The following is a 26,839-nucleotide window of genomic DNA, read 5'->3' as shown; positions in this document are numbered from 1 at the left end:
CATTGTTTAATCACATGATATTTTTCAAATACGCCGCGGATTCTTCAGGAGCCGTAGGATTTATGTAAAAACCAGTCCCCCATTCAAAACCTGCAATCCGGGTGAGTACTGGTATGATTTCTATATGGTAATGATAGAATTCAATACCTTTAAGAGTGATAGGAGTAGTATGGATAATGAAGTTATAAGGTGGGGTATTCAGTGCCTTTTTCAGTCGAATCAAGCAATCTTTTAATATCTTTGCGAGGTCATATAACCCATTACCATCAGTGTCTTCAAAATTAGAAATATGCTGACGCGGAATTATCCAGATTTCAAATGGAAAACGCGGAGCAAAAGGGCAGATGGCAATAAAATTATTATTTTCAGAGACCATTCTTTTGCTGACTTTAGTTTCCTGGGCTATGATATCACAGAAAATACAACGATCCCGATACTCAAAATATCTTTTCGCTCCATCCATCTCTTCAATTACCCTCTTGGGAATGATTGGAGTGGCAATCAGTTGAGAATGACTATGTTCAAGCGAGGCTCCTGCTACTGCCCCAAAGTTTTTAAAGATCATGACATAACGAAGCCGAGAATCCTTTTTTAGATCGATTATTCGTTTCTGATAAGTATCCACAAGATTATAGACCGCTTCTTCTGGCAAATCAGCGAGGTCGTATTGATGGTCATTCGTTTCGATTATCACCTCATGGGCACCGATGCCATTCATCTTATCATATATTCCCTCACCTTTTCGATTAAGCTCGCCTTCGATGCGGAGGGCGGGGAACTTGTTAGGAATAACTCTAAGACTCCAACCCGGTGTGTTGGGCAAAGTGCCGTTATTCCGTATCGCATATATCTCAGGGGGTGTGGCTGATTCGTTGCCAGGGCAGAATGGACATTCTTGAGGACTGATTTTTTTTTCTTCGGGCTCAAACTTAAAATCTTTGGGTCTTTTTGCCCGTTCCGTGGAGATGATAACCCAGCGCCCTAAAACCGGGTCTTTTCTTAATTCGGGCATTTATTCTTTAGGTTGTGTTTCGGTATTTTCGGGTTTCGCTTCTTCGGGTACCGGTTCGGGCAGCATAATCTTGATATCCGCTTCATTCTTGATTTTAGCAAGATAATCGTCAGCAATCTTACGCTGTTTTTCGCGCAATAGATTCATTTCAATCGAGGCTTTTACCTCTTCGAATGTCCGATAACGAGCTGGGTTATGTTCAATTTTGGTGAGAATTGTCCAGTTTGAATCACCTACTAAAAATACCTTGCTCAGCTCTCCAATTTTTAATTTCCATGCAACTTCTTCAAACTCCTTAGGTCTTGAGCCTCGCTTTAAGGGACCGGTATCCCCGCCTCGGGACTTATTGTAGGCGGTAGAGTAAGTTTTAGCCAAAGAATCAAACATGGTGAAATCTTTAATTTTTGCTCTCTTACTTAGAAATGGAATAAATGATTTCTTTTCTCCGTAGTATTTTGCAAGTTCACTGCGAATCCTTTCAGCTTCTTCTTTTTTGTGGACGACAATCTCTTTACACCTTATCGTCTCAAGTATTTTCATCTCTTCTTTATGTTGTTGATAATAATCTGCCACCTCCTGAGAATCAACTTTAGCATTTTCGATAACCATCTTGGTATAAAGCGCTTGTTCCAAAGCGCGTTTCATACCCTCCTGGTATTTGGTGATAAAACCATCGTTAAGATAGTACTTATTCCGCTCGGCAAGTTCCAATTTCAGTTCCTCTTCAATCAATGACTCCAAAACTTTTTCAAACTCCTCTGGTTGGGAGATATCAAGCCGGGCAAACATTGGTTGTGAGGAGTTTTTGGTTTCCACATCTTGGAATTTGATAGGCCGATTGTTAACCAGTGCAACAATTCTCGTAGATGATTTCTGGGTGGAATCGGTGATAATACTATCTTTGAATATTTCAATCTTTGCTTTGGCCTTAAGATCTTTTAAAAATTTTTCTTCTTGTTTTTGGATTTTTTCCGCCCGCACCGCGGCTTCCACCTGGGTTTTTACCTCATCATAAGCACGCCACCTCTCGGGTTTGCGTTCGTATACCAAATAGATCCCGAATTTATTCTCGAACTTAACTATATCCGAGATGGTATTTAATTTAATACTAAACAGCACATCTTCCACCTCTTTAGGTTTGGTTCCCGGAATCACAATACCCATCTCGCCTCCCCCCCCTTTGGTGGGTGCAGTTGAATAAAGTTTTGCGAGGGTGTCAAAACTTTGTTGGTCCTTCAAAAGCGAATCTCGAATAAGAACGGCAAGACTTTCGGATTCTACAACAATTTCTTTTCCTCTTACTTCTTTGGAGAGTTTATAAAAATGTTTATTCTTCTTGTAATAATTACGCATTTCTTTTTCCGTAGGAATCGCTTTGGCTAATACATTTATCGCTCTCACTTCGTCAAGCAGGGCACTGACCCTTGTTTGTTTTAGCGCGTTTTTGTATTCCTTAGTTGCTTTTACATTATTCTTGATTGCTTGAACATAAAGAAGACGTTCCAGTATCATCTGGTCAAGCGTCCCTTTTTCATCTTTTTTGGCAAAAGGCGATTGTTTTGCCATTCTTTCATCAAGTTCCAGACGCGTAATCCGGTAGCCATCAACGACTGCCACGGTATCCTGATAATTCTTTTTAAAGCAACGTTCTACACCGGAAAGCGCAAATGAATCAAGGGGTGGATTCCGATAACGAGTCGCTACTATTTCATAGGTACGGGCTGCATTTAGATAATCTTCAAGGGTCTCCAATACCAAACCCAATCGATAATATACCCACCCGTCTTTCTGGGGATATTTGTCAATAATATTTTGATAGACCTGTTTGGCTTTTATTGGTTCGTCAAGTTTGTCAAAATAAAGGTCTCCTAATTCTAAATACCACTTAAAATCAGAGCTTTTTTCCATCATCTTTTTGCAATATTCTTCTGCCGCTTCATATTCTTCTCTCATTACCAAATTAATATATTCCTGCGGCAGAAAACTAATAACCCAAATAGTTAATATTGTAACCATTTAACCTCCTTTCAAACATAGAGTATAATCAAAATTCCAAATTCGTCAAGGTTTAGGTATTAGGATAGATGATTGCCATATCTTTAAAATGAGCCTCAATCCTATCAAGGGTATATTCAAGATCCGATTTTGAATGCTCAATGGAAAGGATAAACCGTAATCTTTCTCTATTGACACTGGCAATTATCCCGTCGGCAAAGAGTCGTTGCCTCAATAATTCTGCTTCTTGGTTATTGTTTAAAATAAGGACCACCACCGGAGTTTCGCTAAGTGTCCTTAAACCAATCTGTTTCAAACGGTTTATGAAAAACCGGCTATTTGCCCACATCCTGGAAAAATCGTTCCGGTTTTTGGATTCATTTTTTAACATCTCAATACTTGCGATATTCACTGCGAGCATAAATTTCGGAACTGGCATGAACATGTCGTTTGTATGTTCAATTATTTTGTTAATCAAATATTTTTTAGCTCCGATATATGCGCCATAACCTCCTAGATGCCGACTGAAGCTACCAAGCTCGATATTTACTTCATCATAAAGATTATAAAGGTCCATTATGCCCCGACCATCCCGCCCAAGAAGACCAAAAGAATTTATTTCGTTAGCAATCACCGTAGCCTGATTTTCCTTGGCAACCTTCAAAATATCACTAACAGGAGCAGCATAACCTAACCATTCATAAAGACCGTCTATGATCACCACTTTTTCCGAATGTACAGCTAAAAGTTTAGCAAAACTCTCCATATCTTTATGGTTATAATACTCTACATTTCGATATTTGAGAAGCGCATTCAGCTGAGGAGAAGTTTCGGCATCAAGAAAAAATGTAACTTTTGAACTAAAAATTGAGCTGATTGCATAAACTGCCGATATTTCATCAGAAAAAATACATATTGAATCCAGTTTTTTAAAATCAATCATCACCTTTTTCAAGGCATCAAGATAACCGTCAGGATCTCGAATGTCTACAATATTTCGATTGTTAAAATTAAGTTTTGCATTTTCGATTAAGTATTCATTATTACGGCGATTAAAACAATCTGCTAAAGAAAAATTTAAATATTTTTTATTGTTATAAACAAATACAGGTTCGGATGGTAAAAAGATTATTGGTTTTTCTTCTTCTGCAAAGAGATTTACTTGATAGGGTTTCATCCAATGTTCCTACCGCAACATTTTTTATATTTCTTTCCGCTTCCGCATGGACATGGATCGTTCCTTCCTACTTTTTGCATTCGAACCTGAGTTTGGGGTTTAATCATTTCAACCTTTGCATCATTTTCGCTATCAAGAGTGGGTTTGTACTCAACAGTTACGAGAGGTTTCCGCGTTACCGGTTTGGGAGTTGCACGGAAAACAATCCCAGAAACATCGCGAGCGATTTCATTTAAAAGTTCATCAAACATCTTAAATGATTCTTGTTTATATTCTACCAATGGATCTTTTTGAGCATAACTCCGCCAGCTGATCCCTTCGCGTAAGGCATCAAGTGCATAGAGATGTTCGCGCCAGCGATTATCTATGGTAAGGAGCAGAATTGATTTCAACATCTCCTTAAACATTACCGGTTCATAGTACTGGCGCCGCTGGTAATACGCCTCTTTTGCTTTTTCCAAAAGTCTATCAAATAATTCGGTTTGTTTTATTTTTGCCTGCTCGTCTTTACTCAAAAAGAAATTTGTAGCAAATAATTGATTGAATTCACCAATTAAAGCATCCCAATTCCATTCTTCTGATTCTTTTTTTTCATCGGTATATTTCAGAATAATGTTTTCAATTGTCGTTTCAAAATTTCTAAAAATAAGTTCCTCATAATTCTCACCCTTAAGAATTTCATCGCGCATTTTATAAATAATTTCGCGCTGCCGGTTCATCACATCATCATATTCCAGAAGATGTTTTCTTACTTCAAAATGATTTTCTTCTACTCTTTTTTGGGCATTAGCAATCGCCTTAGTAACCAATGGATGGGTAAGTGGTTTCTGGTCCCCCCCTCCGAAGCGATCCATGATATCTGCAACCCTATCAGAACCAAAGATGCGCATTAAATCATCTTCAAGAGATAGAAAGAAACGTGAAGAACCGGGGTCACCTTGTCGGCCGCTCCGACCACGTAGCTGATTGTCAATTCTTCTTGATTCATGTCGTTCGGTGCCAATGATATAAAGTCCACAAGGAACTTCTTTAAAGCATTCTTTTTTAAATTCATGAGAACACTGAGCACAATTCTGATCCGGACATTTTATACAACATTTATCACATTTTACCACGCCAGGCCCAAGTTTGATATCCGTACCTCGACCTGCCATATTGGTGGCAATTGTAACCGCTCCGGGTTGTCCTGCTTGCGCTACAATTACTGCCTCACGCTGATGATGTTTGGCATTCAAAACATTGTGAGGAATCCCTTTACGCTGCAAAAGTCGAGAAAGCACCTCTGAAACTTCTACCGAGGTAGTTCCCACCAGCACGGGTCTTTTTTCCTTATGCCATTTAACAATTTCCTCAATGACTGCATTGTATTTTTCCCTTTTGGAACGATAGACAATGTCTTCATAATCAATCCGGCGTACCGGTTCTTTGGTGGGTATCTCCACAACATCCAGTTTATAAATTTCCCAAAATTCATTCGCCTCAGTAGCAGCAGTCCCGGTCATCCCTGCCAGTTTCTCATACATCCGGAAATAATTCTGTATTGTTATTGTTGCAAAAGTTTGAGTTTCTTCTTGAACGCGCACCCCTTCTTTTGCTTCAAGCGCTTGATGTAAACCATCAGAAAATCTCCTTCCTGGCATCAATCTGCCTGTAAACTCATCAACAATTATTACCTTTCCCTCCTGAACAACATACTCAACATCTTTCTCAAAAAGCGAATAAGCCCTTAAAAGGGCACGTAAATTTGCTAAAATCTCGCTTTTTTTAGCATACTCTTCAAAAGCCTTTTCTTTAGCAATGAATTTCTCCTTGGGCGATAATTTTTCATCCCGTTCAATTCTGCCGATCTTTTCGCTCAAATCTGGTAAAACAAACATTTCTGGGTTATTGGGTGAAATGAAAAGTCGGCCTTTTTCGGTTAGATCGACTATGTGCATTCTTTCGTCGATAACAAAATATAATTCCTCATCAATTTTGCTAAAACTTTTTTCTCTTATGAAATTCAATTCAGTTTCTTCTATCAACCGTTTGATTCCAGTTTCCTGTTCTAATTTCAGAAGTTGTTTGTTTTTTGGTGCCCCCCGTCTTGCCTGGAGTAATTTAATTCCTGCTTCTTTTTCTTTTCCTTCTTCGAGCAATTTTTTTGCCTCCTCAACTATCTGGTTTACTAGCACGGTTTGAGCAGAATAGAGCCTACGGACAATGGGATTTAATTCGTCAAAGCTTTTTGTTTCTCTCTCTACTGGACCTGAAATAATTAATGGAGTCCTTGCTTCGTCAATCAGAATACTATCTACCTCATCGACAATAGCATAATAATGTCCCCGTTGGACTTTATCTTCCCAGTTCCAAACCATATTGTCTCGAAGATAATCAAAACCGAATTCGTTGTTTGTGCCGTAGGTAATATCACAATTATACGCTTCTTTCCGCGGTTGGGTCTCCATCCCCTGCTGGAGAACACCGACGGTCAGTCCTAAGGATTCATAGACTGGGCCCATCCATTCTCTATCCCGCCTTGCCAGGTAGTCATTGACCGTAACAAGATGAACACCCCGGCCGGTCAATGCGTTTAGATATAATGGCATCGTCGCCACCAAAGTTTTCCCTTCCCCTGTTTTCATCTCCGCAATTTTACCTTCGTGAAGAACTATCCCGCCTATCAGCTGGACATCGAAGGGAATCATATTCCATTCGGTTTCAATCTCCACCACCGGCCATTTCTTACCCACCAATCTCCGGCAAGCCTCTTTAACCAGAGCAAAGGCTTCAGGCAAAAGGTCATCAAGGGATTCGCCCTGGGCGATTCTTTTTTTAAAATCCTCAGTAGTTTTGACTAAATCCACTCCTTGAAGTTTGGGATAGATGGAATTGATTTTTTCGACAATAGGCCATAGTCGTTTTAATTCGCGTTCCGTTTTGGTGCCAAAAATTTTAGTCAGTATTTTAGCGAACATATACTTAATTATATTGAACAATTACCCAGTGTCAACAGTAATCTTGCTTTTCCGGACCATAATTAAATATCCCAAAAAAAAGAATTTTTTCATTAAGAGAATGCTAATATGTTGAAATAAGGAGGAGTTTTGATTATTTGCGGCAGATAATTCGGCAAAACTATTTGATGCTCAGTGCCTTCTTTACTAGTATGGGTATCTCACTCAAGGTTTCGGCAATCAATGCTCCATTGTTTTTCAATGCCTCAATTTTACTCTGGGCAGTACCCATATTTCCTTCAATTATTGCACCGGCATGACCCAATCTTTTACCCTGGGGTGCGGATTTCCCGGTAATATAAGCGATGACCGGCTTTTTCATTTGTTTGATATATGGTGCTGCGAGTTCTTCATAAACACCACCGATTTCCCCTGCCAAAACAATTGCATCGGTCTCGGGATCTTCTTCAAAAAGTTTTAAAATATCTTCAAAATTAGAACCAAGAATCGGATCGCCACCCAATCCAACGGATGTTGATTCACCGAGTCCCGCAAGATTCAAAGAGTTTGCAATATAGTAGGTCACTGCCCCACTTCGTGCTACCGTGCCGATCCTACCGGGTTGAAAAGCAATCTTGGGAAGCATACCAACAAGGCACTTTCCTGGCGATATCAATCCTGGGGTATTACCTCCGATTACCACAACCCCCTTTTCTTTTGCCTTTTCACGGACATAAAGCATATCATGGATTGGAATCCGCTCGGTAATTACCACCACTGTTTTTATTCCTGCATCAATCGCCTCAAGAATTGCCTCTTTTGCGAATCTTGCTGGAACCCAGATGCTGGAAACCGTGGCGTCAGGGTGTTCTTTCAAACACTGCGCAACTGTATCATATACCGGAACCCCTTCAACCTTTTGTCCTCCTTTACCTGGCGTCACACCACCGACAATCTTTGTGCCGTATTCCAGCATCAATTTCGTATGAAGGGCAGCATTGGCACCAGTGATGCCCTGCACTATGGTTTTGGTGTGTTCGTCAATCAATATTGCCATATTTAAGGTATCTCCCTCGCCACCCGAATTGCCTCTTTAATTACTTCTTCAATAGGTGTATCATAGGCATAAACCTTTATATTTTTGAACAATTCTGGATTTTCGCGTTTTGCCATCTCAAAGATCCTTCTTCCTTCTTCTTCCATATTCCCTGCCATTCTCATTATCATCGGTTTTTGTGGTTTATTTTCAATTACATATTGGACAACTGCTTTTGCCCAGTCATCGCAGCGGGAAATGCCACCAAAGCGTGCCCCAAAAATCACCTTCACTTTAGGATTATCCATCAATAAACCCAGCATCGCCTTCAATTTCTCTTGGGTTGGAGCACCGCCCGAGTCCATAAAATTGGCAGGTCTGCCTCCATAATGGGTTATTAAATCCAGCGCCGCAATGCCAAAACCTGCTCCACCCGGGAATACACCAATATCACCCTCTGGGTCCACATCCGCATACGGAATTCCGGCAGCCTTTGCTAATTTTTCTCTTTCAGTCAATTCGCCTATTTCATTTCTTGCCACTATTCCCATCTCTTTCAAATCGGGATGCCTGAACATCGCATCTTCATCCAAGTCAATTTTCGCATCCAGAGCAAAAATCCTTTGATCTTGGGTTATTGCCAGGGGGTTAATCTCAACGAGTTTGCAATCATAATCAAGAAAGAGATTATAGAGATTAAAAATCACGTTTGCTATTCCGGTCAATAAATTACCTTTGAATTCCAATTCACCTGCAATTTTTCGTGCCTGATGCTCTAATATCTTTTCTCCTGCGTCAAAATAATATTTTTTAATCTCCCCGGGGGTGCTTTGGGCAATTTCTTCGATATCAACACCCCCACGTTTACACACCATCAAAAGTGGTTTATGGACAATCCGATCAATGAGGGCAGCAACATACAATTCCTGAGCGATGTCTAGTTTTCTTTCAACCAGGGCTTTTTCTATAACAAATGGTCCGTGTTTTTTACCCAACAACGCATTTATCTTTTCCTCGGCTTCGGTCCGGTCATTTGCGAATTGAATGACCCCGGCTTTTCCCCGTCCACCTAAGAAAACCTGGGCTTTAATGACCACTGGATACACCACTTTATCAAGTTCAAAGAATGAATTCCTATCCACGACCACGCCCTCCGGTACCGGAATTTTTTTTCGCCGGAGTAACATTTTACCTTCAAACTCATATAAACGCATATGCGATTATACGCGGATTATTAAAAATTTCAAGAGTGAATTTGCTTGAGAGAAAATCGTTAAATTTTGGTGCACAGCAAAATATTATTCTGGACTTCAAATTTGACCGGCAAAAAATTTTCCACCACCCAGATATTTGTCTTGGCATGGAGGGTTAGTTGTGAAAATTTTACTGCCGTCTGCTGTTCCGTGGTGTAGGTGGAAAGTCCCATATACGGAATAATCTGGTCTACCATATGATCATCAACACAGGGTGCATTTTTTAAAATTTCTTTTAAACTTTTTGCGGTCTGGATACCTACTTCCTCGGCAGGTTTACCTCTTTCGCCTAAACCGTCAACTCCAATCACACAATTTTCAAAGATGGCGTGCGAATGGATGAAACAACCAGCTGAGTCCGTATCAACATATTGATATCTGGATTCAACTTTTGGGTATATCCTTTGAAATCCCATGATAAGTCTTTCCGCTACCCTGGTGCTCCTAAGGTGTTCAGACGAGATCGCGAAAATTTCTATCTTTCTAAATTCCCCTGGGTCAATTAAGTAAATTGGCTTTAAAGTTCCAGGGTAAATAACGACCGACACCTCTCCCCCACCTCGGGGATAAAATCCGTGCCTCTTTATTTCTACAGAAACCTCCACGCCCATTTTCATTAAATAAAAACAGAAAACTTCTTTGAAATAAAAAATTGTGGGGCTGAAAGGAACAGCCGTGCCTCCTCGGATATTTAAACGCAAAACATCCGAGGCAAAAATACCCAAGGGAGTAAGCGTCTGGAGGATAAGTGTTATTGCACCGGCAGTTTTTACATCCAGGTAGTAAAATCCACCCTTTATTAGCTCCGGAACAAAGGTAACCTCCATCGAATTCAATTCAGCGCCGGTGACCTGAGCATGACAAATCTTCGCTGCCGCCTTAATCCCTTCAAGGTGCTGAGCTTTTAAACCTGGTTTTTCCCGGCCTTTTCGAATGTTGTAAATCTGGACGCTTTTTTTAGTGATGGCGGAAAGTGCCACCGCCGTGCGTAAAATCTGACCACCGCCTTCCAGATAAGAGCCGTCTATTTTCACCATTTTATTCCCCTTTTTCTCTCACACCATTCAAATGAGTTCCCGGGGGACCCCATCAGGCGTATAAGCAATGAGAGGCCTTATACCGTTTTCTTTCAAACGCTTTACAACATGGGGATAGAGAAAAACATATTCTTCTTCAAAATCGGCTATTATGCGTCGAGATATCCTTCCCAATCTTTCTTTCAACAAGAGAACATTTTTGTCCGGACTAAATGAAAGCATTACAGCAAGATTGAAACTTAGGTTAGCATTTACCAGATTATTTAAATTATCTAAAATTAAATTAAAACTCTCGGGTATTGCACCGGTGAGCATGGCAAATTCCTCCGGTGTCGTCCCCTTTAAAGAAATGCGGATATGGAGATTAGAGAATGGGGTAAGCTCTCTAATAAAATCTTTATCGATAAGTGTTCCATTGGTTTCAAGAATAAAGATGAGTTTCGTTCTGCTAATAATTGATAATACCGAAAGCAGATGTTCTTTACAAATCGTTGGTTCATTACCGCTTATGCGGACATAACGGTAATTATATTTTTGGGCACAACGGATAAGACTGGCAGCAACTTCTTCTGCGGAATAGAAATTGCCAATCTTATCCGGATTGTCCCGGGGTTTATTGCTCCAGCAGAAAACGCAATTCAAATTACAACCGCAACAATCGGCGGTGGCGATACCTCCGTACCATTTGCCCGGGCGCGTGACTCGATAATATTTCCGTTGCCTATCCCGCACCACGACCGACCGAATTTCATCTGCCTTCTTTAAGGGGTCGAATCGATTCATTGAGTAAATATAACAAAAGATTGATTTTTGTCAACATAATCTTAATGATACAAATCGCCCTATTGACTTTTTTATTTGCCTGAGTAGAATTTAACCATGAATAGAAATATCGCCGTTCTTGCTTCTGGACGCGGGTCAAATTTAGAAGCCATCATACGAAATATTGAGAATGGTACCTGCATTGCTAATCTTGTTTTAGTCTTGAGCGATAATCCTAATGCCCGAGCATTAGAGATTGCACGCGCCCATAACATAAAGGCGCTCTATCTTGATCCTGGTCCCAAAAAGACCTGGTTATTGCCTGAATATGAAGAAAATTATGTGCGGGTTTTAAAAGAGCATGATGTTTATCTGGTCTGCCTGGCAGGGTTTATGCGGATTATAAAAAAACCATTGCTGAGTGCCTTTCCTAATAGAATTTTGAATATTCATCCTTCTCTGCTTCCAGCCTTCCCCGGTTTAGAAGCACAAAAAAAAGCCTTTGAATATGGCGTCAAATATTCGGGTTGCACTGTCCATTTTGTGGATGAAACCGTGGATGGAGGACCGATTATTACCCAGGCCGTAGTTCCGGTCCTTGATGATGATACTCCCGAAACCCTTGCTGAAAGGATTCTTAAGGAAGAACATAGGATTTATACCGAAGCGATAAACCTGGTCCTTTCCGGTGAATTTCGTATTGTGGGACGAAGAGTCATCCGTAACGTATTTTGAATATTTCATGATGATGAATGAAATTAAAAGTGTTATCAAAAAATGTAAACGATAATTTAAATGGAAGAAACATTTGATTATTTTCTGCGCAGCTTTTTCTAAAATTAATTAAAAATATATAAATCGTCTTTGGGCGGTTAGCTCAGTTGGTTAGAGCGTCGGTCTCACATACCGAAGGTCGAGTGTTCAAATCACTCACCGCCCATTTTTTTTTAATTTAGGTCTTTTAAGACCCAGAAAGCTGATTTTCAAGTTCTTGAAATTTCCGATAAATCCTTTTACCCAAAAACTTTTTCTGGGGTTCCCCTTCAGGAATTTTCGAAATGATTTTTTTCAATAATTCTTTTGCAGCGTTAAAGAATCTTTTTGCATCATCTATTTTGGTGAGATAATAGTTTACTTGCGCCAGGTAAAAATCGACTGTAAATTTTATCTCTAAGTCGATATCATCTTTAAGGATTGCTTGAACATTATTCAGATATTCAAGTGCCGAATAGAGATGGCTAACCATAAGTTTTTTTTCTTTCAAAGCCTGTTTGATCTTCACATCTGCTTTTCCAATAATACATGTTAATTTCCCTTCAATATCACAGAGGTCATCAAATTTTTTTTCTAACTCATCAAAGAGTGCGATCGCCTGGAGAAAATTCTCTTTTTCTGTCTCTAATTCTGCAATAGTAGCCATCACATTTGTGGCAAGGTAAACACTACCTAACTTTTGAAAAATTTCATAAGCCCGGTTGAGATGCTCTTCTGCCTTCTTCAAATCTTCTTTTTCCAAGTAAACCCTCCCCAGCCCATAATTTCCATAGCCATTACCTAATTGATTATTTATTTGAGCATTTATTGTTAAATACTCATTAAATCTTTCAATCGCTTGTTCCAAATCACCTAATTGATAGTAGATATCGCCAATGTTATAAGTAGCGATTGCTTGGGCAAGGAGATTTCCGGTTTTGATATCGATTTGCAGGGAATTGTTGAGGTATTCCAAGGCCTTATAAAAGTCACCCTGTCGGGCATAATATCCACTGATATTATTATATATAACTGCCATACCCGCCATATCATCAAGCATCTCATAGATCTTCAATGCGCGTTTATAGGCTTCAAATGATTTCTCGTATTCTCCGGTGCGTGAATAAATCGAACCCAATTGGTTATAAACTCGTGCAAGTTTTTTTCGAGCTTCAATACTTGAGGTTTCTTTGATATTTTTCAAAATCTGTTCCAGTAATTCCCGTGCTCCCTTCATTTCCCCTTTTAAATAATAAATCCAAGCTATTCCCAACCAGGTATCCAGTTTTTCTTCCTCGGGGGAATCGATCAGCAATTTTAATCCTTCGTTATAGAATTCCAGTGCCTTTCCATAATCGCTGATCCGCTGGTAGGCATCGGCAATTGCATTAAGAATTTTTACATTCTCTCGCACATTGGATGCAAGTTTTAAACCCTGTTGAAAAATCCCGATAGCATCGTCGGAATTACCAATAATGCTATAGATTTTCCCCAATCGGTATATCGTGTTAAAAAGGATCTGACGTGCTTCTTCATTTTCCGGCTTCAGTTCTTTTAGGATGTACAAATAATAAGTGATTGCCTCCATATTCGCATATTGTTTCTCAGCCTTAACACCAGCCTTCTCGGCATAGTAGATAGCCTTCTCCTTTTCACCAGCCTGAGCGTAATGTTCAAAGAGGATGTCATAAAATTCCACCAGTCTTTCTGCAAATAGTGATTCAATGGTCCGAGCAATTGAAAGATGGAGCTCTTTTAGTCTTTTTTGGGGAATGCTCTTATAGATCGATTCACGCACCAGAGCATGATTAAATGCAAAATCTTGAAAATTATTGGTAGAGATGTAACCGAGTTCAAGGAGGCGATTAAGAAGCTCATCAATCTTGTCCCAATGTCTAGTGAAGCCTAAAAGAACTTTTTTGTTAAAAGTCCGACCCAAAACTGCCATTTCCGAAAGTAAGTCGCGCAATTCACTACTCAAGGTATCATAAGATGCCTGAATAATACCCTCGATCGAATAAGGAATTTCAAATTGGATATCCGTCTTATTCGCATACCATTCTGTCCCACTGCGGTATATTATTCCTTTAGAAATTAATAGTTTGATCAACTCCTCAAGAAAAAATGGATTACCGCCAGCATCGTTGACGATTCTTTCAACCAACTCTTCTGGTAAGCGGGGAATTTTTAATAACTGTTTTGATAATTCAAATGTTTCCTCACGGGTAAGCGGATTGAGATAAATTTCAGTAAATTTTATCTCGGATTTAAGTTTTTCTTTCATTTCCCAGAAGGGCTTATTTTTTTCAGGACGCGAAATCAGGATAAATAATGATTTAATCACCGAATGGGCTTGCAAAAGGAATTTAACTGCCTCCAGCGTGGATTCATCAGCAAGATAAAGGTCATCGATACAATAAACGGTTGGATTCTGTTCCGCGTAACTCTTGAGCACTTCCCGTATGGCATAGAAAATCTGCAACTTCACTTCTTCAGGTTTTAAGTACTTTATCTTTTCTTCATATTTGGCGACAAGTTTAATATTAAAAAGTTCAGCGATGTATGGGAAAATTGTTTCTGCATCTGCACCGAGTAATTTCTCGATAGAAGAGAGGAGTTTTGCTACTAAAGCCATCTCACTGTCCTCAAGATGAATATCACAGATTTGCTTTATTATTTCAATAAAAGGATGATAAAGTGTCTCACGATAGGGCGAGCATCGACCGATACACCAATTGATGTTCTTAACCTGTTCAAGCGCCATACTTAATGATTGGGTAAAAAGCTCCTCAATCAAACGCGATTTTCCTACTCCTGCCTCCCCGAGGATTAAAACAACATTGCCTTTACCCGCAAATAATTCTTCAACGAGATTTAAAAGCATCAGCAATTCCTGCTTACGGTCAATTAACGGAGCACTTAAACCTTCGATACCCCGACGCTTAACAAAACCAGTTTTCTGACGGAAAACATTGTATACCGTAATTTCCTGTTTGCCCCCCTGAGGCAGAAATCTGATCGGTTCGGAAAATTCAAAGACCGGTTTGGTGATTTGGTAAATTTCATCGCTTACCAATAATTGATTTTCCTGAGCAAATTCCATAATTCGGGCAGCAAAGTTAACGGCGTCACCCATGACTGTATATTCGGATTTGATGTGCGAACCAACGACTGTTGCATATACCCTTCCCAGGTTTATCCCAATTCTTATTCCGAGCGGGCGGGCAAATTTTGCTTTAAGCTTTGCAATCTGTGTAAGCATCAATAAACCGGCCTTGACTGCTCGCTCTGGATCTTGCTCATGGGCAACCGGCACTCCAAATGTCGCCATCAAAATCCGCCCTTCATGTTTATCAATATGGCCATCATATAATTTAATTGCCTCATCAAGTTTCTCAAAGATGCTTTTTAATATTTCAACATATTCTTCGGTCTCAATCTCATCCTTCCATTTATCAATTTGAGTTATTTCAGCAAATAATATTGCACAGGGTTTTACCCTTTCTTCATACTTGTTTGCCATATATCAATAATCTCCTTGTTTTGTGGTAAGTTCAAAAATTTTTTTTGCATTTCTGTATCTTTTATTTTTTGTGCACGCGTGATAAGTGTTTCGTATGCCAGTTTCAGGAAACGATGTGCCTCGCTGAATTGCTTCATCTCCCAGAGGATACGATAATGACTATAAAAAACTTTCTCTCTATCGCCTTCTAATTCATGAATTCTCAGCAAATTCTCCACTGCCCATGAGGAATGGGCATAAGCTTTTTTTAGTTCACCTTTTAGGAGATAAAGTAATCCCAGATTTGATTGGATCAAGATTTCGTAGGAAGGGTTGCGGGCTTTGCGGGCAAAGGTGAGAGCTTCATTCAAACAATCCAATGCCTTTTTAAGATCATCAATCTGCAGATAAGCATAGCCCAAAAGATTTAGATAATAAGCCAGATATTCATATGAACCCATTTGTCGTGAAATTGCTACAGCAGAAACCAGATAGTTTATCGCTTCGTGATATTCTTTTTTTAGCATCAGGCAGGTTGCAAGATTTCCGTAACGAATAGCCATTCCGGCTTTATTTTTTATCATCTCATCGATGATTAATGCTTGCTGAAAATAATTTTGGGCCTTCTCCAGTTCTCCTAGAACTCCATAAATATGGCCAATATTTGAAAGTCGAATTGCTTCGCCCTTTTTATTTAATTTTCTCCGGTCAATTTCAAGTGCTTCTTCAAATTTCTTCAAGGCCTCTTCATATTCGTCGAACTGTACATAAACGCTTCCGATATTGGAGAGAATTTGAGCCACGAACAAAGCATCATTAATTTTTTGCGCGATGTTCAGGGCATCGCGATAAAAACTCATTGCCTGGTCAAATTTGTTGAGATAATAATAAACATTAGCGATATTGACATTCAAACGGCTCAAAGCAACTTGGTCACCTGCCTTTTCATAGTATCCCCGAGCTTTCAGATAATACATCAATGCCTGGTCTTTTTCACCCAGCTTCCAATAACATAGGCCCATATCTTTTAGAATATTCCCTGCCTGTAAATAATCGACATTCTCGTCTATCAAGTCCCATGCTCGAGTGAACATCTTTAAGGCTTCTGAAAATTCGTTTCTATTATAGTAAATAATACCAATTCTTTCAAGAATTAATGCCTCTTCCTTTTGCTGATTAAGTGCAGTGAGTATATTTAAAGCTTCATCATAGTCAGCAATCGCCTCCAGATATTCCGCCCGCGCCAAAAGAGCCGAACGGTACCATAGAGAGCCTTCAGGGGCATATTTTAATAACTCATTTATTTCTTTTGACTCATCCCCCCGTTCTCCCATCAGATGAAGGAGTTTTATTTTGCGTGATAAAATCGCACACCTCTTTTCCCATTCGCTTTCGTTTAAAAATGATAATATTTTATCATAAACACTTATCGCATCCTGATAATAATATCTCATTTCCAATTCCTGAGCAAATTCTTTATAGTAATGATACGCACCAGTTAAATCACCTCCTTCTTTTAGATGAAAAGCAATAAACCCATAATGTGCGGGTTGAGAAAAATTCTCTATTAATTTCTGGGCGATAAGTCGGTGATATTGTTGTCGAACTTTTTTGGTCAGACGCGCTTGCAAAGCTTTCTTCAGGAACTCGGATTTAAAATAAATTTTTGCTTCGTTAACCACCAATATTCCTTTAGCCTGACAGTAACTCAAAAATTTTTCGGGCTCAGATATCAAATGAACAAATAACTTATAATCAATTAAATCCAATAAGCTTAAAAGTAACAATCCACTCCGAATGTCTTCCGGAATGGTATCAACAATGGCTTCGGTGATTTCCTTTAAGCGCTGAAAATTGGGGATTTCTTTTATCTCGACGCCCGGCGGAAAAAAATTTTTTAGCAAGGTGCTAATTTCTATAGCATAAGCAATATTGCCATGCGATAAATTGGCTAACTCCTCACAACAATGGTCTGTCAGCTGATAACCCTTCAGCAATTGTGAGAGGAGTCCAGTAATTGTTTCCATCTTTAGCGGTTTTAATTCAATATGTTCCGAGACAATTTTTTTTTCAGCCAATAATTTTTTTATGAACGGGTTACCGATATCCTCTGTTTCGATTACCATCACAATTCTTTTGTCCTTATCCAAGGAAGAGAAATACTCAAAAAAATTAATCGTCAGTTCGTCAGCGGATTCGATATTCTTCAGAACAATAATGATCGGTTTTGTTTTCGCCTTTTCAAGAAGGGCACTCGCCATCTCTCGGAAGAGTTTATTCCGATACACTTCCTCACCAGAAGGGGGTGTGAAATTCGGCACAAGTTGAGTGAAGAATTCAGTAAAAACAGAACCTGAAGTGATGTAAGCAGTGTCGGTGAAGGTGATTTCATAAATAGTAAAAGCACCTTCGTGATTGACTTTCTTTAACGCCTCGGCGATAAAAGAGGATTTACCAGCACCAAATTCTCCCGAAATGATGATGTATGGTGATAATTTATTGACTGCATTTTCGAACCGTTGCTGTTCTTCCTCGCGACAAGGATAATAGAATTCGGTTTTAGGTTCCACAGGAACAATACCTTTTAATTCATAACCAGCAGCTTTTTTATTGAAGAGAAACAAATGCTCGTTAATGTGATAGCATTGCTCATTGACCAGTATCTCCCCTTTTTCGGCAATTTCCTCAAGATGTGAGACTTCATCGATGAGAGGTCCGTAAATATCTTCTCTCGAAACCACCGCTTCTCCGGTCCCAACCCCAATATGAATATCAAGATTATAACCGATGCTTTTTATTGCTTGTTTTATTTTCAGGGCACAGCCTAAGGCATTTTGGGAATCATTCCCATAAGAACGAGGAAAACCAAAGACTGCTAGCACTCGATCGCCTTCGTGCCTTATTACGGTACCATAGCAATTATGAATAATCGTATCAATCCTTTCAAAACACTGATTGATCAATTCCGTAGTACGTTCGGCACCCAAAGTATTTGTTAGGGCTGTAAAACCAGCAATGTCAGCAAATAGGATAGTAATGAACCTTTTTTCCTGCATTTTTTTGATTATATAAAAATAGATATAAAATTCAAGTCCCTAATGTTCTCCGCATTCTTTTACGTCTTTAATGATATAAGCAGAAATAATTCGAACAAAATTTCAGCCTAAGCCTCCTTGACTTTTTAGCAAATATTGATATAATATAACGAGATGGAAGCAAAAGTCCTTAAAAAAATTCCCACTTTAGAAAATTACCCAACTCCGGAAGAAATTGTGGCGCGGCTTGACCGTTATATCATCGGGCAGACAGCCGCCAAAAAAGCCGTTGCCATCGCTCTCCGCAACCGCTGGCGCCGTCAACAGGTCCAAGGCAAAATAAAGGACGAAATCTATCCCAACAACATCATCTTGATTGGCCCCACTGGTGTGGGTAAAACGGAGATTGCCCGGCGTCTTGCTGACCTTGCCAAGGCGCCCTTTGTTAAGGTTGAGGCGTCAAGATATACCGAAGTAGGTTATGTTGGTCGAGATGTGGAATCAATGGTTCGGGATCTAATGGAGATTGCGGTAAATATGGTGCGGCAGGAAAAATATAAAGAAGTAGAAGAAAAGGCACGCCAGTACGCTGAAGAAAAAATTTTGGATATAATTTTACCCGGTCCCCCTCGTGGTGATAGGAGTGAAACCAGTGCTCAAACTCGTGAAAAAATGCGGATGCTTTTAAGGGAGAATAAACTTGATGACCGTATCGTGGAAATTGAAGTGACGCGAAGAACCACTCCGTTTATTGAGATTTTCAGTCAGGCAGGTATCGAAGATTTCAGCATCGCTATTGAGGAAGCATTAGGAAACAAATTGCCAAAAAAGAAAAAAAAGAAAAAGATGACCGTGAAAGAAGCCTTGAAGTATCTCCAGATGGAGGAAACCGATAAATTAATTGATATGGATGAAGTGATAAATGAAGCAAAGATCCGCGCTGAACAGACCGGCATTATCTTCATTGACGAGATTGATAAAATTGCAGGTAGCGGCATAACGAGTGGACCAGATGTATCCCGTGAAGGGGTACAGCGTGATTTATTACCAATCGTTGAAGGTTCTAGTGTGATGACTAAATACGGTATGATTCGAACCGACCACATACTTTTTATTGCTGCGGGCGCTTTTCATAATAAAAAGCCATCGGACTTAATCCCAGAACTTCAAGGAAGATTTCCCATACGGGTTGAACTCGCACCACTAACAAAGGAAGATTTCTGTCGAATTCTTGTTGAACCAGAAAATTCTTTGATCAAACAATATGTAGCTATCTTCAAAACCGAAGGCATCGACTTAGAATTCACAGATGGAGCAATCAAGGCAATCGCTGAAATTGCGGCACGGGTAAATGAAGCCACCGAAAATATCGGGGCACGGCGTTTGCATACGGTAATGAGCAAGCTCCTTGAAGATCTCTTGTATACCGCTCCCAACATTAGCATGAAAAATATTGTGATCACTGAAGAATATGTTCAGAAAAAGCTTGCTGATATCGTCAAAAATGTTGATGTCTCACGGTACATACTTTAATCTCAAACATGGAAACAAAAGAAATTTACCCGTTAGAATTTAATCGGGCTTTGCTTTATATTGTTGATAATACGGACCGGGTAATCTTCACTCCGGCGATCCAATTGTGCAAATTTTTTCACAGTCATCTCTTCGTGCTCTTTGTTCTCGAAGAACATCGAGTAGCAAAATTGGCATCACTCACCCGGGAGCACATTGAAACCACCAGACAGCGGTTTGAAGAAGAAGGTTGGGAAATGCTTTATCTGGTGGAAGATGAAGCAGTAGAAAATGGGGTTAGGACTTCATTACACATGGAGAATGGACAGGTCACCCGGGTGATTAAGAAGTATGTGGAAAACTATAAGATTAATACAATCATGGTTCGCAAACGCGAAGAGACAAAAAAGATTTTTGTCTCCGCGAATGTTCCCGTTATTGGTTTATAAAAGAAAAAGGGGGTGTAATGGAATTAAAAATATCAAACTTTCTTAAGCCCGATGCGGTTATTATGGAAATGCATGCTACCGAAAAGTTGGATGCGATAAGAGAACTGGTTGAGTTTATGGTCAACAAGAATATTGCGCGGAATAAGGAACAATTATTTGAGGCCTTGGCAAAAAGGGAAAATCTTGAATCTACCGGCATCGGCGATGGTATCGCTATACCTCATGCGCGAACCGATGCAGTTGACGACTTAGTTTTTGTCTTTGCCCGCTCGTCTGCCGGCATTGATTTTTCCTCTATCGATGGCAAACCTTCCCATATCATTTTTTTGATTGCTTCTCCCGAGAATAAAAAATCCGAGTACATCATCGCCTTGGCAAAACTCTCTCGGCTGTTAAGGAAAATTTCGGTTCGAGAACAACTGAGGAAAGCAAATGACCCTCAGGAGGTTATAAACATAATCAAAAGCAACGAAGAATAATATTGAGTCAATGTTTTTCAAATCTTACTTAACTTCGAAGAGCAAAATTATTCTTTTAATGATCACTTTCTTATTAATTTCCCAAATTGATGCCCGAAAAATTTTGATTCCCATGGACCTTACCCAAACCGATCATTTAAAAGCCTATGGCATTGCCTATCACGCTTTACAATATGGTATGAATGTTGAATGGTTGCTCAACTATCGTGGTGGTTCTTTCCTTATGGATTACAGTCCAAAGATTGAAAAGGAGTGTGCCTTTGAAGGTGTGAGTATGGAAGTTCTCTCTCCTGCAGTGGTACTGGATATTTACAAAACGATAGAAGAGAATAATATGGAGTCAATTCTTTTGGAAAAGGCCCCAAAGATAGCCGTCTACATTCCGGAAAATTTCGAACCATGGGATGATGCGGTGACACTCGCTCTGGAATATGCTAAAATCCCTTACGACCAGATCTGGGATGAAGATGTGTTAAAAGGTAAATTGATGAAATATGATTGGTTACATTTACACCATGAAGATTTCACTGGACAATATGGAAAATTTTATGCCTCCTATCGGAATGCAGAATGGTATCAGGAAGAAGTTAGAAAAAATGAGGCGATGGCGAAGAAACTTGGTTTTAAAAAGGTTTCAAAACTCAAATTAGCAGTAGCCCAGGCAATAAAAGATTATGTAAATCAGGGAGGTTTTGTTTTCGCAATGTGCTCAGCCTGTGATACCTGGGAAATTGCCCTCGCTGCCCAATCTACCGACATATGCCACAATGTTTTTGACGACGATCCTTTTGATCCCGATGCCAACCGAAAACTTGATTATTCCCAGTGTTTAGCTTTTGAAAATTTCCAAGTTATACTTGATCCACTCGTATATGAACATTCAACAATCGATGTCACTCAGGAAGCGGCTCAGCGGGGTCCTCATGTCTATTTTTCATTATTTGACTTCAGCGCCAAGTTTGACCCGGTGCCTTGCATGTTAGTCCAGAATCACACAGCACTGGTGAAAGAATTCCTCGGGCAATGCTCCGGCTTTCGTCGGAGCAATATAAAATCCACTGTTTTAATTCTCGGGGAAATTACCGGAACCGAAGAAGTGAAATACCTTCATGGTAACTACGGTAGAGGAACATTTACTTATCTCGGCGGACACGACCCAGAAGATTATCAGCACTTTGTTGGCGATCCTCCGACCGATTTACGAAATTATAAAAATTCACCAGGTTATCGGCTGATTTTAAATAATGTTCTCTTCCCAGCCGCCCGAAAGAAGGAGTTGAAAACATAAATAAGTCAAGATTATTAATTCCGATTTTAGAAATAAAGGAAAAGGAAATTTTTGAATTTGATGACCTCGGAGAAAAGGAATTGAAATTCACCGAAAAGAGATACTTTACAAATCTGAAAATAAAAAAAGCTAAAATAATCCTTATCCGTAAAACCCTCGGTATTAGTGCTGATTTTATCGTTCAATTTAGTGTGGACCTAACCTGTGCTCGGTGTCTCATCAATTTCACTCGAGATTTTGATGAACAACTTCATCTTGATTATGTCGCCGGCAAGGACCCTTTAATGGCTTCCGAAAAGGTGGAATTGAAATCGGGCGACATTGATAAAGTATATTATGGGGGTAACGACATTGATCTCAGTATCGGAATAAGAGAAAGCATCGTTTTGGCAATTCCATCAGCCCCCCTTTGTAGTCAAGATTGCAAAGGGCTCTGTCCGATATGTGGGACAAACCTAAACAACGAAAAATGCAACTGTAAGATTCCTAAGATTGGTTTATTTACACCACGCGAAAAATGATTCTTACATTAATCTTTGGTTTTCTTTCTTTTGATACCCTCCTGAATATCCCAGAATTGCAAAACGCCCATTATGGGTTATGTTTTTATGATCTGACTGCCGACAGCATGATTTATGAGTATAATGGAGCACGCGTCTTTGTACCAGCATCTAATATGAAACTTATTACCACGGCAGCAGCATTATATTTTTTGGGCGATGATTTCAGGTATAAAACCTTTCTCTATCTACGAGGCAGGATTAATGAAAAAAGATTATATGGTGACATTGTGCTACAGGGAGGTGGGGATCCAAACTTCAGTATTGAAAATATGGAAAAATTCGTGCGTAAAATTCAAGAATTAGGTATAAACGAGATAACCGGTGCAATTCTGGTTATTGATGACTATTTCACCAATGAACGTCTGCCAATAGGCTGGGCCTGGCACTATCTTGATGCCAAATATGCCCCGGAAATAAGTGCCCTCTCGTTTAATAAAAATGTTGTATCCGTGCGCATTAGACCCCAATCAATAGGCGAAACAGCACTTGTATATATCCATCCCCCTACCAAATATGTGAAATTAATAAACAATATTGTATCAACCGCAAATTCCGAAAATTTGATTATTTATCGTAAACCTGAAGAAAATCTCATTGTTGTGGAAGGAATGATAAAAAATGCTCGTGATATTGATGTTGCTGTAAAAGACCCCGCATTATTCGCAGGTGAATATCTAAAAGAAAGACTGAGTGCCCAAGGAGTAAAAATCAATAAACCTGTAGCGCGGATAAGAAGTTACGAAATCTTTATTGGCAAAGAATCACCCATTCTTGCCGATTCTATTCTTTCATCACCGTTAATTGAAATAATAAAAGAAACCAACACCGAAAGCGAAAATCTATACGCCGAAATACTCCTTAAAACCCTTGGTGCGCAACTGTACAAAGAAGGAAGTTTTAATGCCGGCCTTACTGTGGTAAAGAATTTTCTTACCAAATGTGGTGTTGATACAGGTTGGGTCTCTATTTGGGATGGTTCGGGTCTTTCCAAACACAATCTGCTGTCTCCGCGCGCCTTGATCGCCGTTTTAAAATTTATGTACCAGAGCAATTTATTTTATGATTTTTATAACTCCCTGCCGGACCCGGGCAAGGGCACTTTGAAGGCAAGATTTAATGGTTTTTCGGATACTCTCAAAGCAAAAACCGGTGCCATTCAAGCGGCCTCCTGTTTGAGTGGCTATCTTAAGGTAAACGGCACCGATTACGCTTTTTCCCTGCTCTTCAATAATTTTACCTGTCCCACTAAAAAAATTACGCAGATACAGGAAAAAATTATCAGAACTTTTGCGGAAGCACAGCGGAAGAAAAATTTGGAAAACATAAGGACAGTCAACCCAGCCGAGGTTATTCAGCAATGATTGATTTTAAAAAGCGACACCGTCTTATCCCCCCACGGAAACATTACCAACCGATGCGATTTGTAGGTTGGGGTCTACTTTTGATGCTTTTGATAATATTCCTTCTCTATAAGCTGATTGTTAAATAACCAGCTTAACGGTTTAGCGACGTCGTTTTAAAATTCGTAAAAGGGCAAAAAAACCGATAATAACAAAAAGAACTGGCCAATCCCGGTAAAAAGAAAAACGAAAACCATAATTTGAAGCCCAAATCCAAACCCCGATGACTATTAGAAATAACGCCCCCCAAAGACCACATCCCATCATGCCTCCTGTTAGTTTTTTATAAAATTGCTTTTAACTTAATATCACCGTGACGATTATTGATATAAATCTTTGCCTTGGCCGTGTTCAATATTCCTTTTAGATAATTCGGTTTTTTTATCAAATCCTTTAAAGGTAATTCGCAATTTATATCTCCCTCATCAGTCATTACTTCAATTTCTGCTTCTTGGGTGGGGTTAATATGCAAGATGATATCCCCATAGCGGGAATTTATCTCTATATCTTCAATCTCCTCAAATTCCAGATCTACATCACCGGATACAAATTCGCCTTTAAAAACACCTTTTAATCTTCTCCCTACAATGTCTCCTGAGACTGAAACCATTTCAATTCGACCCGTTAAATTATTCAAATGTATGTCACCCGATAATCCTTTGATTTCCAAATCAATTTTTGCCGGGGTATTAATCTTCACATTACCGCTTATTGCTTTAATGATCAAGCTGTCACTGGTTTCAATTATTTTTGCGAACCCATCTTTTTCAACAACGATTTCATCGGTCTCCAAACCATTTATTTCAATATCCCCGCTAATTCCTTTAAATTCTATCTTCTTTTTACCGGAAGTTCTAAATTTCTCCAAGGTGGGATGGTTTTTAAAAGCGGTGCTAAAAACCATGCCCATCATATCAGACATCATATCCGAAAGCGACTCCATCCCCTGCCAAAAAAAGCCGCGTCGTTTTCTACCTTCAGATTCACCGATGGCCTCAAGAAGTCTTGCTGCTTCTTCCGCATTTATTTTACCTTCTTCGAGCAATTTCAAAATTTTCATTCGCTCATTCAATATACACCTCCACTTTTTCGTCTTTTTCGTCATTATTAAACTCAACGAGTGTAAAACAACCTTCCTCATCAATCTCGGCCAAAATCTTATCAAACAACTCCGGAGTAAACTCATCAAGAAGTATCTCTTGCCCTTTGATATTTATCTTAAAACCTTCCGGAGCAAAAGTCTGTAATGCGGCACCAAGTTTTAAAAACAACTTCAAGGCGGTCATCGGGATATCAATACGCGTTTTGCACTTTTCCCCATGTTTTTCGTAAATGCGTATTTTTAAAAACCTTATTTTTTTCGGATTATCTTTTAATGCCCCAATCAGCCGTTCCGCTTCTTCAGGTTTTAATTTTCCATCCGCAACCATACCTAAAATTTTTTTTAATTCTTCGGACATTAAAACCTCCTGTGGGATTTGTTTAAAAAATACTTTATCAACTGAAAAATGCCAATGATGATGATAATTAACGGCCAATCTCGTCGCCAAACAATGGGGATCAAACCCAAATTAGAGAACCAGATAAATACTCCCAAAGCCACCATGAATATGGCATCAATGCTCGGTGATCTAAAAAGTTTTATTTTCCACCTCCTTTTTTTCGGCTTTTTAAAATGGCGATCGCCTCTTCAACTGTTAATTTCCCTTCGGCAATTCCATCAATAGGATCAATCGGCTCTTTATAAACCACAAGATTCAATCTTTTAAGAAGAGTTTCGATTTTAGCTTTTATCGTTGGGTAGGAAATTCCTAAGATTTTTTCGATATCGGTTAGTTTCCCCTCAGTTTTTAGGAAGATTTTCAAAAATTCATAATCCTCTTCGGGCAGTTGGCAGAATTCACAGAGAGCGAAATCCTTTCTCATTTTTAAGTCACAATTTACGCATTTCAATTCACTTATCACCAACCCCCCTCCACATATCGGACATTTTTGAATTTTTTTAATCATCGTAGATATTATAATAAAAATTTTTAAAATGTCAATGGATAAAATTAAAAAAATTTAATTTGGTTATCAAAGTATTATAAAAATGGTGGAGGCGGCGGGAATCGAACCCGCGTCCAGAGTGTTTCAGTGAAGAGGACTACATACTTAGTCCCTTTATGGATCTCCCCTGATCTTTACCAAGGGACAGGTTGATCAGGGCAAGCCTTTTTAGAAGACCCTCGTCAAACCCAAAGGCTAAGGTTTGACAGGGCTTTGCCCTTTATGACGCCTGTCCCGGGCCGGGCAAAACCCGGGCAGACGTGGCTGCGTTAATTTATGCAGCCAGTGCGTATCCTGTGTAAGCAGGATGTTTTTTTCTCATGGTCGGATTAACGAGGTGACCAGGACCCTCGGTATGCCCTCTTTCACCTCATTCACCCTGTCAAGACCGTTCGCCCCCAATCTTTTTAGACAACCAACATACTTAACTTATTATATCTGATATTTTTCCTCTGTCAAGCGGGAAAACTGCTGAGTCCTCTCCACTGCTATAAAAGGTTTGTCAATAATTAAATTCTTACTTTACATCCCCCTTTCTTCAGATTATAATTTCCTGGTCCGAATCATACCTAACGGTTAAACCAGACTGCTATACGGTCAT

Annotated in this window: 21 protein-coding genes, 1 tRNA gene and 1 other RNA gene; 8 read left to right on the top strand and 15 right to left on the bottom strand. The window is 39.5% G+C overall.

Going from position 1 to position 26,839, the window contains the following annotated elements; genetic code table 11:
* Positions 1 to 10: 10 nt before the first annotated feature.
* The 8 genes from galT to ABIL39_00080 form a co-directional block, all read right to left on the bottom strand.
* Positions 11 to 1,012: a galactose-1-phosphate uridylyltransferase gene (galT, locus tag ABIL39_00115; protein MEO0164530.1), complete on the bottom strand. Its 1,002-nt coding sequence runs from the start codon at positions 1,010 to 1,012 to the stop codon at positions 11 to 13.
* Positions 1,013 to 3,028, bottom strand: a complete 2,016-nt coding sequence (locus tag ABIL39_00110) for a peptidylprolyl isomerase (GenBank protein ID MEO0164529.1) — start codon at positions 3,026 to 3,028, stop codon at positions 1,013 to 1,015.
* Positions 3,029 to 3,080: 52 nt separating this feature from the next.
* On the bottom strand, positions 3,081 to 4,184 hold the full coding sequence (locus tag ABIL39_00105) for a hypothetical protein (GenBank protein ID MEO0164528.1): 1,104 nt from the start codon (positions 4,182 to 4,184) through the stop codon (positions 3,081 to 3,083).
* Positions 4,181 to 7,141 carry a preprotein translocase subunit SecA gene (gene secA / locus ABIL39_00100; GenBank protein ID MEO0164527.1) on the bottom strand — a complete coding sequence of 987 codons (2,961 nt, stop codon included), beginning with the start codon at positions 7,139 to 7,141 and terminating at the stop codon, positions 4,181 to 4,183. The genes ABIL39_00105 and secA overlap by 4 nt, the downstream gene beginning before the upstream one ends.
* Positions 7,142 to 7,301: 160 nt before the next feature.
* On the bottom strand, positions 7,302 to 8,177 hold the full coding sequence (gene sucD / locus ABIL39_00095) for a succinate--CoA ligase subunit alpha (protein ID MEO0164526.1): 876 nt from the start codon (positions 8,175 to 8,177) through the stop codon (positions 7,302 to 7,304).
* A 2-nt stretch (positions 8,178 to 8,179) separates the two neighbouring features.
* A complete protein-coding gene (locus ABIL39_00090) occupies positions 8,180 to 9,370 on the bottom strand; it encodes a succinate--CoA ligase subunit beta (protein MEO0164525.1) in 1,191 nt (396 codons plus the stop codon).
* A 59-nt stretch (positions 9,371 to 9,429) separates the two neighbouring features.
* Positions 9,430 to 10,446: an RNA 3'-terminal phosphate cyclase gene (gene rtcA / locus ABIL39_00085; GenBank protein MEO0164524.1), complete on the bottom strand. Its 1,017-nt coding sequence runs from the start codon at positions 10,444 to 10,446 to the stop codon at positions 9,430 to 9,432.
* 27 nt (positions 10,447 to 10,473) lie between these two features.
* Positions 10,474 to 11,229 (bottom strand): radical SAM protein, encoded by a 756-nt coding sequence (locus ABIL39_00080; protein MEO0164523.1) that lies wholly within the window; start codon positions 11,227 to 11,229, stop codon positions 10,474 to 10,476.
* A gap of 96 nt (positions 11,230 to 11,325) precedes the next feature.
* Here ABIL39_00080 and purN point away from each other — a divergent pair, with 96 nt between their 5' ends.
* Complete coding sequence (gene purN / locus ABIL39_00075) at positions 11,326 to 11,943, top strand: phosphoribosylglycinamide formyltransferase (GenBank protein MEO0164522.1); 618 nt, start codon at positions 11,326 to 11,328, stop codon at positions 11,941 to 11,943.
* Between the two features lie 131 nt (positions 11,944 to 12,074).
* Positions 12,075 to 12,148, top strand: a tRNA-Val gene (locus ABIL39_00070).
* A gap of 21 nt (positions 12,149 to 12,169) precedes the next feature.
* On the opposite strand, the gene ABIL39_00065 is transcribed toward ABIL39_00070, so the two are convergent.
* Positions 12,170 to 15,484 carry a tetratricopeptide repeat protein gene (locus ABIL39_00065; GenBank protein ID MEO0164521.1) on the bottom strand — a complete coding sequence of 1,105 codons (3,315 nt, stop codon included), beginning with the start codon at positions 15,482 to 15,484 and terminating at the stop codon, positions 12,170 to 12,172.
* Complete coding sequence (locus ABIL39_00060) at positions 15,457 to 18,519, bottom strand: tetratricopeptide repeat protein (protein ID MEO0164520.1); 3,063 nt, start codon at positions 18,517 to 18,519, stop codon at positions 15,457 to 15,459. Before ABIL39_00060 ends, ABIL39_00065 begins: the two co-directional genes overlap by 28 nt.
* Before the next feature lie 153 nt (positions 18,520 to 18,672).
* Between ABIL39_00060 and hslU the strand changes: the two genes are divergently transcribed.
* From hslU to dacB, 6 genes are all read left to right on the top strand, one after another.
* Positions 18,673 to 20,031, top strand: a complete 1,359-nt coding sequence (gene hslU, locus ABIL39_00055) for an ATP-dependent protease ATPase subunit HslU (GenBank protein MEO0164519.1) — start codon at positions 18,673 to 18,675, stop codon at positions 20,029 to 20,031.
* A gap of 8 nt (positions 20,032 to 20,039) precedes the next feature.
* Complete coding sequence (locus ABIL39_00050; protein MEO0164518.1) at positions 20,040 to 20,459, top strand: hypothetical protein; 420 nt, start codon at positions 20,040 to 20,042, stop codon at positions 20,457 to 20,459.
* 17 nt (positions 20,460 to 20,476) lie between these two features.
* Positions 20,477 to 20,938: a PTS sugar transporter subunit IIA gene (locus tag ABIL39_00045; protein ID MEO0164517.1), complete on the top strand. Its 462-nt coding sequence runs from the start codon at positions 20,477 to 20,479 to the stop codon at positions 20,936 to 20,938.
* 58 nt (positions 20,939 to 20,996) lie between these two features.
* A complete protein-coding gene (locus tag ABIL39_00040) occupies positions 20,997 to 22,226 on the top strand; it encodes an asparagine synthetase B (protein ID MEO0164516.1) in 1,230 nt (409 codons plus the stop codon).
* An 80-nt stretch (positions 22,227 to 22,306) separates the two neighbouring features.
* On the top strand, positions 22,307 to 22,747 hold the full coding sequence (locus ABIL39_00035) for a DUF177 domain-containing protein (GenBank protein MEO0164515.1): 441 nt from the start codon (positions 22,307 to 22,309) through the stop codon (positions 22,745 to 22,747).
* Positions 22,744 to 24,150: a D-alanyl-D-alanine carboxypeptidase/D-alanyl-D-alanine-endopeptidase gene (gene dacB, locus ABIL39_00030; GenBank protein MEO0164514.1), complete on the top strand. Its 1,407-nt coding sequence runs from the start codon at positions 22,744 to 22,746 to the stop codon at positions 24,148 to 24,150. Before ABIL39_00035 ends, dacB begins: the two co-directional genes overlap by 4 nt.
* Before the next feature lie 141 nt (positions 24,151 to 24,291).
* On the opposite strand, the gene ABIL39_00025 is transcribed toward dacB, so the two are convergent.
* From ABIL39_00025 to ssrA, 5 genes are all read right to left on the bottom strand, one after another.
* On the bottom strand, positions 24,292 to 24,453 hold the full coding sequence (locus ABIL39_00025) for a DUF5668 domain-containing protein (GenBank protein MEO0164513.1): 162 nt from the start codon (positions 24,451 to 24,453) through the stop codon (positions 24,292 to 24,294).
* 19 nt (positions 24,454 to 24,472) lie between these two features.
* Positions 24,473 to 25,249 (bottom strand): DUF4097 family beta strand repeat-containing protein, encoded by a 777-nt coding sequence (locus ABIL39_00020; protein MEO0164512.1) that lies wholly within the window; start codon positions 25,247 to 25,249, stop codon positions 24,473 to 24,475.
* A gap of 4 nt (positions 25,250 to 25,253) precedes the next feature.
* Complete coding sequence (locus ABIL39_00015) at positions 25,254 to 25,649, bottom strand: hypothetical protein (GenBank protein ID MEO0164511.1); 396 nt, start codon at positions 25,647 to 25,649, stop codon at positions 25,254 to 25,256.
* Between the two features lie 181 nt (positions 25,650 to 25,830).
* On the bottom strand, positions 25,831 to 26,199 hold the full coding sequence (locus tag ABIL39_00010; GenBank protein ID MEO0164510.1) for a DUF2089 family protein: 369 nt from the start codon (positions 26,197 to 26,199) through the stop codon (positions 25,831 to 25,833).
* Between the two features lie 83 nt (positions 26,200 to 26,282).
* Positions 26,283 to 26,638, bottom strand: a transfer-messenger RNA (tmRNA) gene (gene ssrA / locus ABIL39_00005).
* Positions 26,639 to 26,839: the final 201 nt, after the last annotated feature.

Source organism: candidate division WOR-3 bacterium, from assembly GCA_039802205.1.
Lineage (GTDB): Bacteria > Hydrothermota > Tepidihabitantia > SM23-42 > JAOAFX01 > JAOAFX01.
Note: the sequence above shows the minus strand (reverse complement) of the source record. Positions and strands in the feature narration are given on the sequence as shown.

What these genes read in the sequence shown, in the direction of transcription:
- galT (MEO0164530.1), bottom strand. Translation starts at nt 1,012, where the DNA reads ATGCCCGAATTAAGAAAAGACCCGGTTTTAGGGCGCTGGGTTATCATC.
- ABIL39_00110 (MEO0164529.1), bottom strand. Translation starts at nt 3,028, where the DNA reads ATGGTTACAATATTAACTATTTGGGTTATTAGTTTTCTGCCGCAGGAA.
- ABIL39_00105 (MEO0164528.1), bottom strand. Translation starts at nt 4,184, where the DNA reads ATGAAACCCTATCAAGTAAATCTCTTTGCAGAAGAAGAAAAACCAATA.
- secA (MEO0164527.1), bottom strand. Translation starts at nt 7,141, where the DNA reads ATGTTCGCTAAAATACTGACTAAAATTTTTGGCACCAAAACGGAACGC.
- sucD (MEO0164526.1), bottom strand. Translation starts at nt 8,177, where the DNA reads ATGGCAATATTGATTGACGAACACACCAAAACCATAGTGCAGGGCATC.
- ABIL39_00090 (MEO0164525.1), bottom strand. Translation starts at nt 9,370, where the DNA reads ATGCGTTTATATGAGTTTGAAGGTAAAATGTTACTCCGGCGAAAAAAA.
- rtcA (MEO0164524.1), bottom strand. Translation starts at nt 10,446, where the DNA reads ATGGTGAAAATAGACGGCTCTTATCTGGAAGGCGGTGGTCAGATTTTA.
- ABIL39_00080 (MEO0164523.1), bottom strand. Translation starts at nt 11,229, where the DNA reads ATGAATCGATTCGACCCCTTAAAGAAGGCAGATGAAATTCGGTCGGTC.
- purN (MEO0164522.1), top strand. Translation starts at nt 11,326, where the DNA reads ATGAATAGAAATATCGCCGTTCTTGCTTCTGGACGCGGGTCAAATTTA.
- ABIL39_00065 (MEO0164521.1), bottom strand. Translation starts at nt 15,484, where the DNA reads ATGGCAAACAAGTATGAAGAAAGGGTAAAACCCTGTGCAATATTATTT.
- ABIL39_00060 (MEO0164520.1), bottom strand. Translation starts at nt 18,519, where the DNA reads ATGCAGGAAAAAAGGTTCATTACTATCCTATTTGCTGACATTGCTGGT.
- hslU (MEO0164519.1), top strand. Translation starts at nt 18,673, where the DNA reads ATGGAAGCAAAAGTCCTTAAAAAAATTCCCACTTTAGAAAATTACCCA.
- ABIL39_00050 (MEO0164518.1), top strand. Translation starts at nt 20,040, where the DNA reads ATGGAAACAAAAGAAATTTACCCGTTAGAATTTAATCGGGCTTTGCTT.
- ABIL39_00045 (MEO0164517.1), top strand. Translation starts at nt 20,477, where the DNA reads ATGGAATTAAAAATATCAAACTTTCTTAAGCCCGATGCGGTTATTATG.
- ABIL39_00040 (MEO0164516.1), top strand. Translation starts at nt 20,997, where the DNA reads ATGATCACTTTCTTATTAATTTCCCAAATTGATGCCCGAAAAATTTTG.
- dacB (MEO0164514.1), top strand. Translation starts at nt 22,744, where the DNA reads ATGATTCTTACATTAATCTTTGGTTTTCTTTCTTTTGATACCCTCCTG.
- ABIL39_00025 (MEO0164513.1), bottom strand. Translation starts at nt 24,453, where the DNA reads ATGGGATGTGGTCTTTGGGGGGCGTTATTTCTAATAGTCATCGGGGTT.
- ABIL39_00020 (MEO0164512.1), bottom strand. Translation starts at nt 25,249, where the DNA reads ATGAAAATTTTGAAATTGCTCGAAGAAGGTAAAATAAATGCGGAAGAA.
- ABIL39_00015 (MEO0164511.1), bottom strand. Translation starts at nt 25,649, where the DNA reads ATGTCCGAAGAATTAAAAAAAATTTTAGGTATGGTTGCGGATGGAAAA.
- ABIL39_00010 (MEO0164510.1), bottom strand. Translation starts at nt 26,199, where the DNA reads ATGATTAAAAAAATTCAAAAATGTCCGATATGTGGAGGGGGGTTGGTG.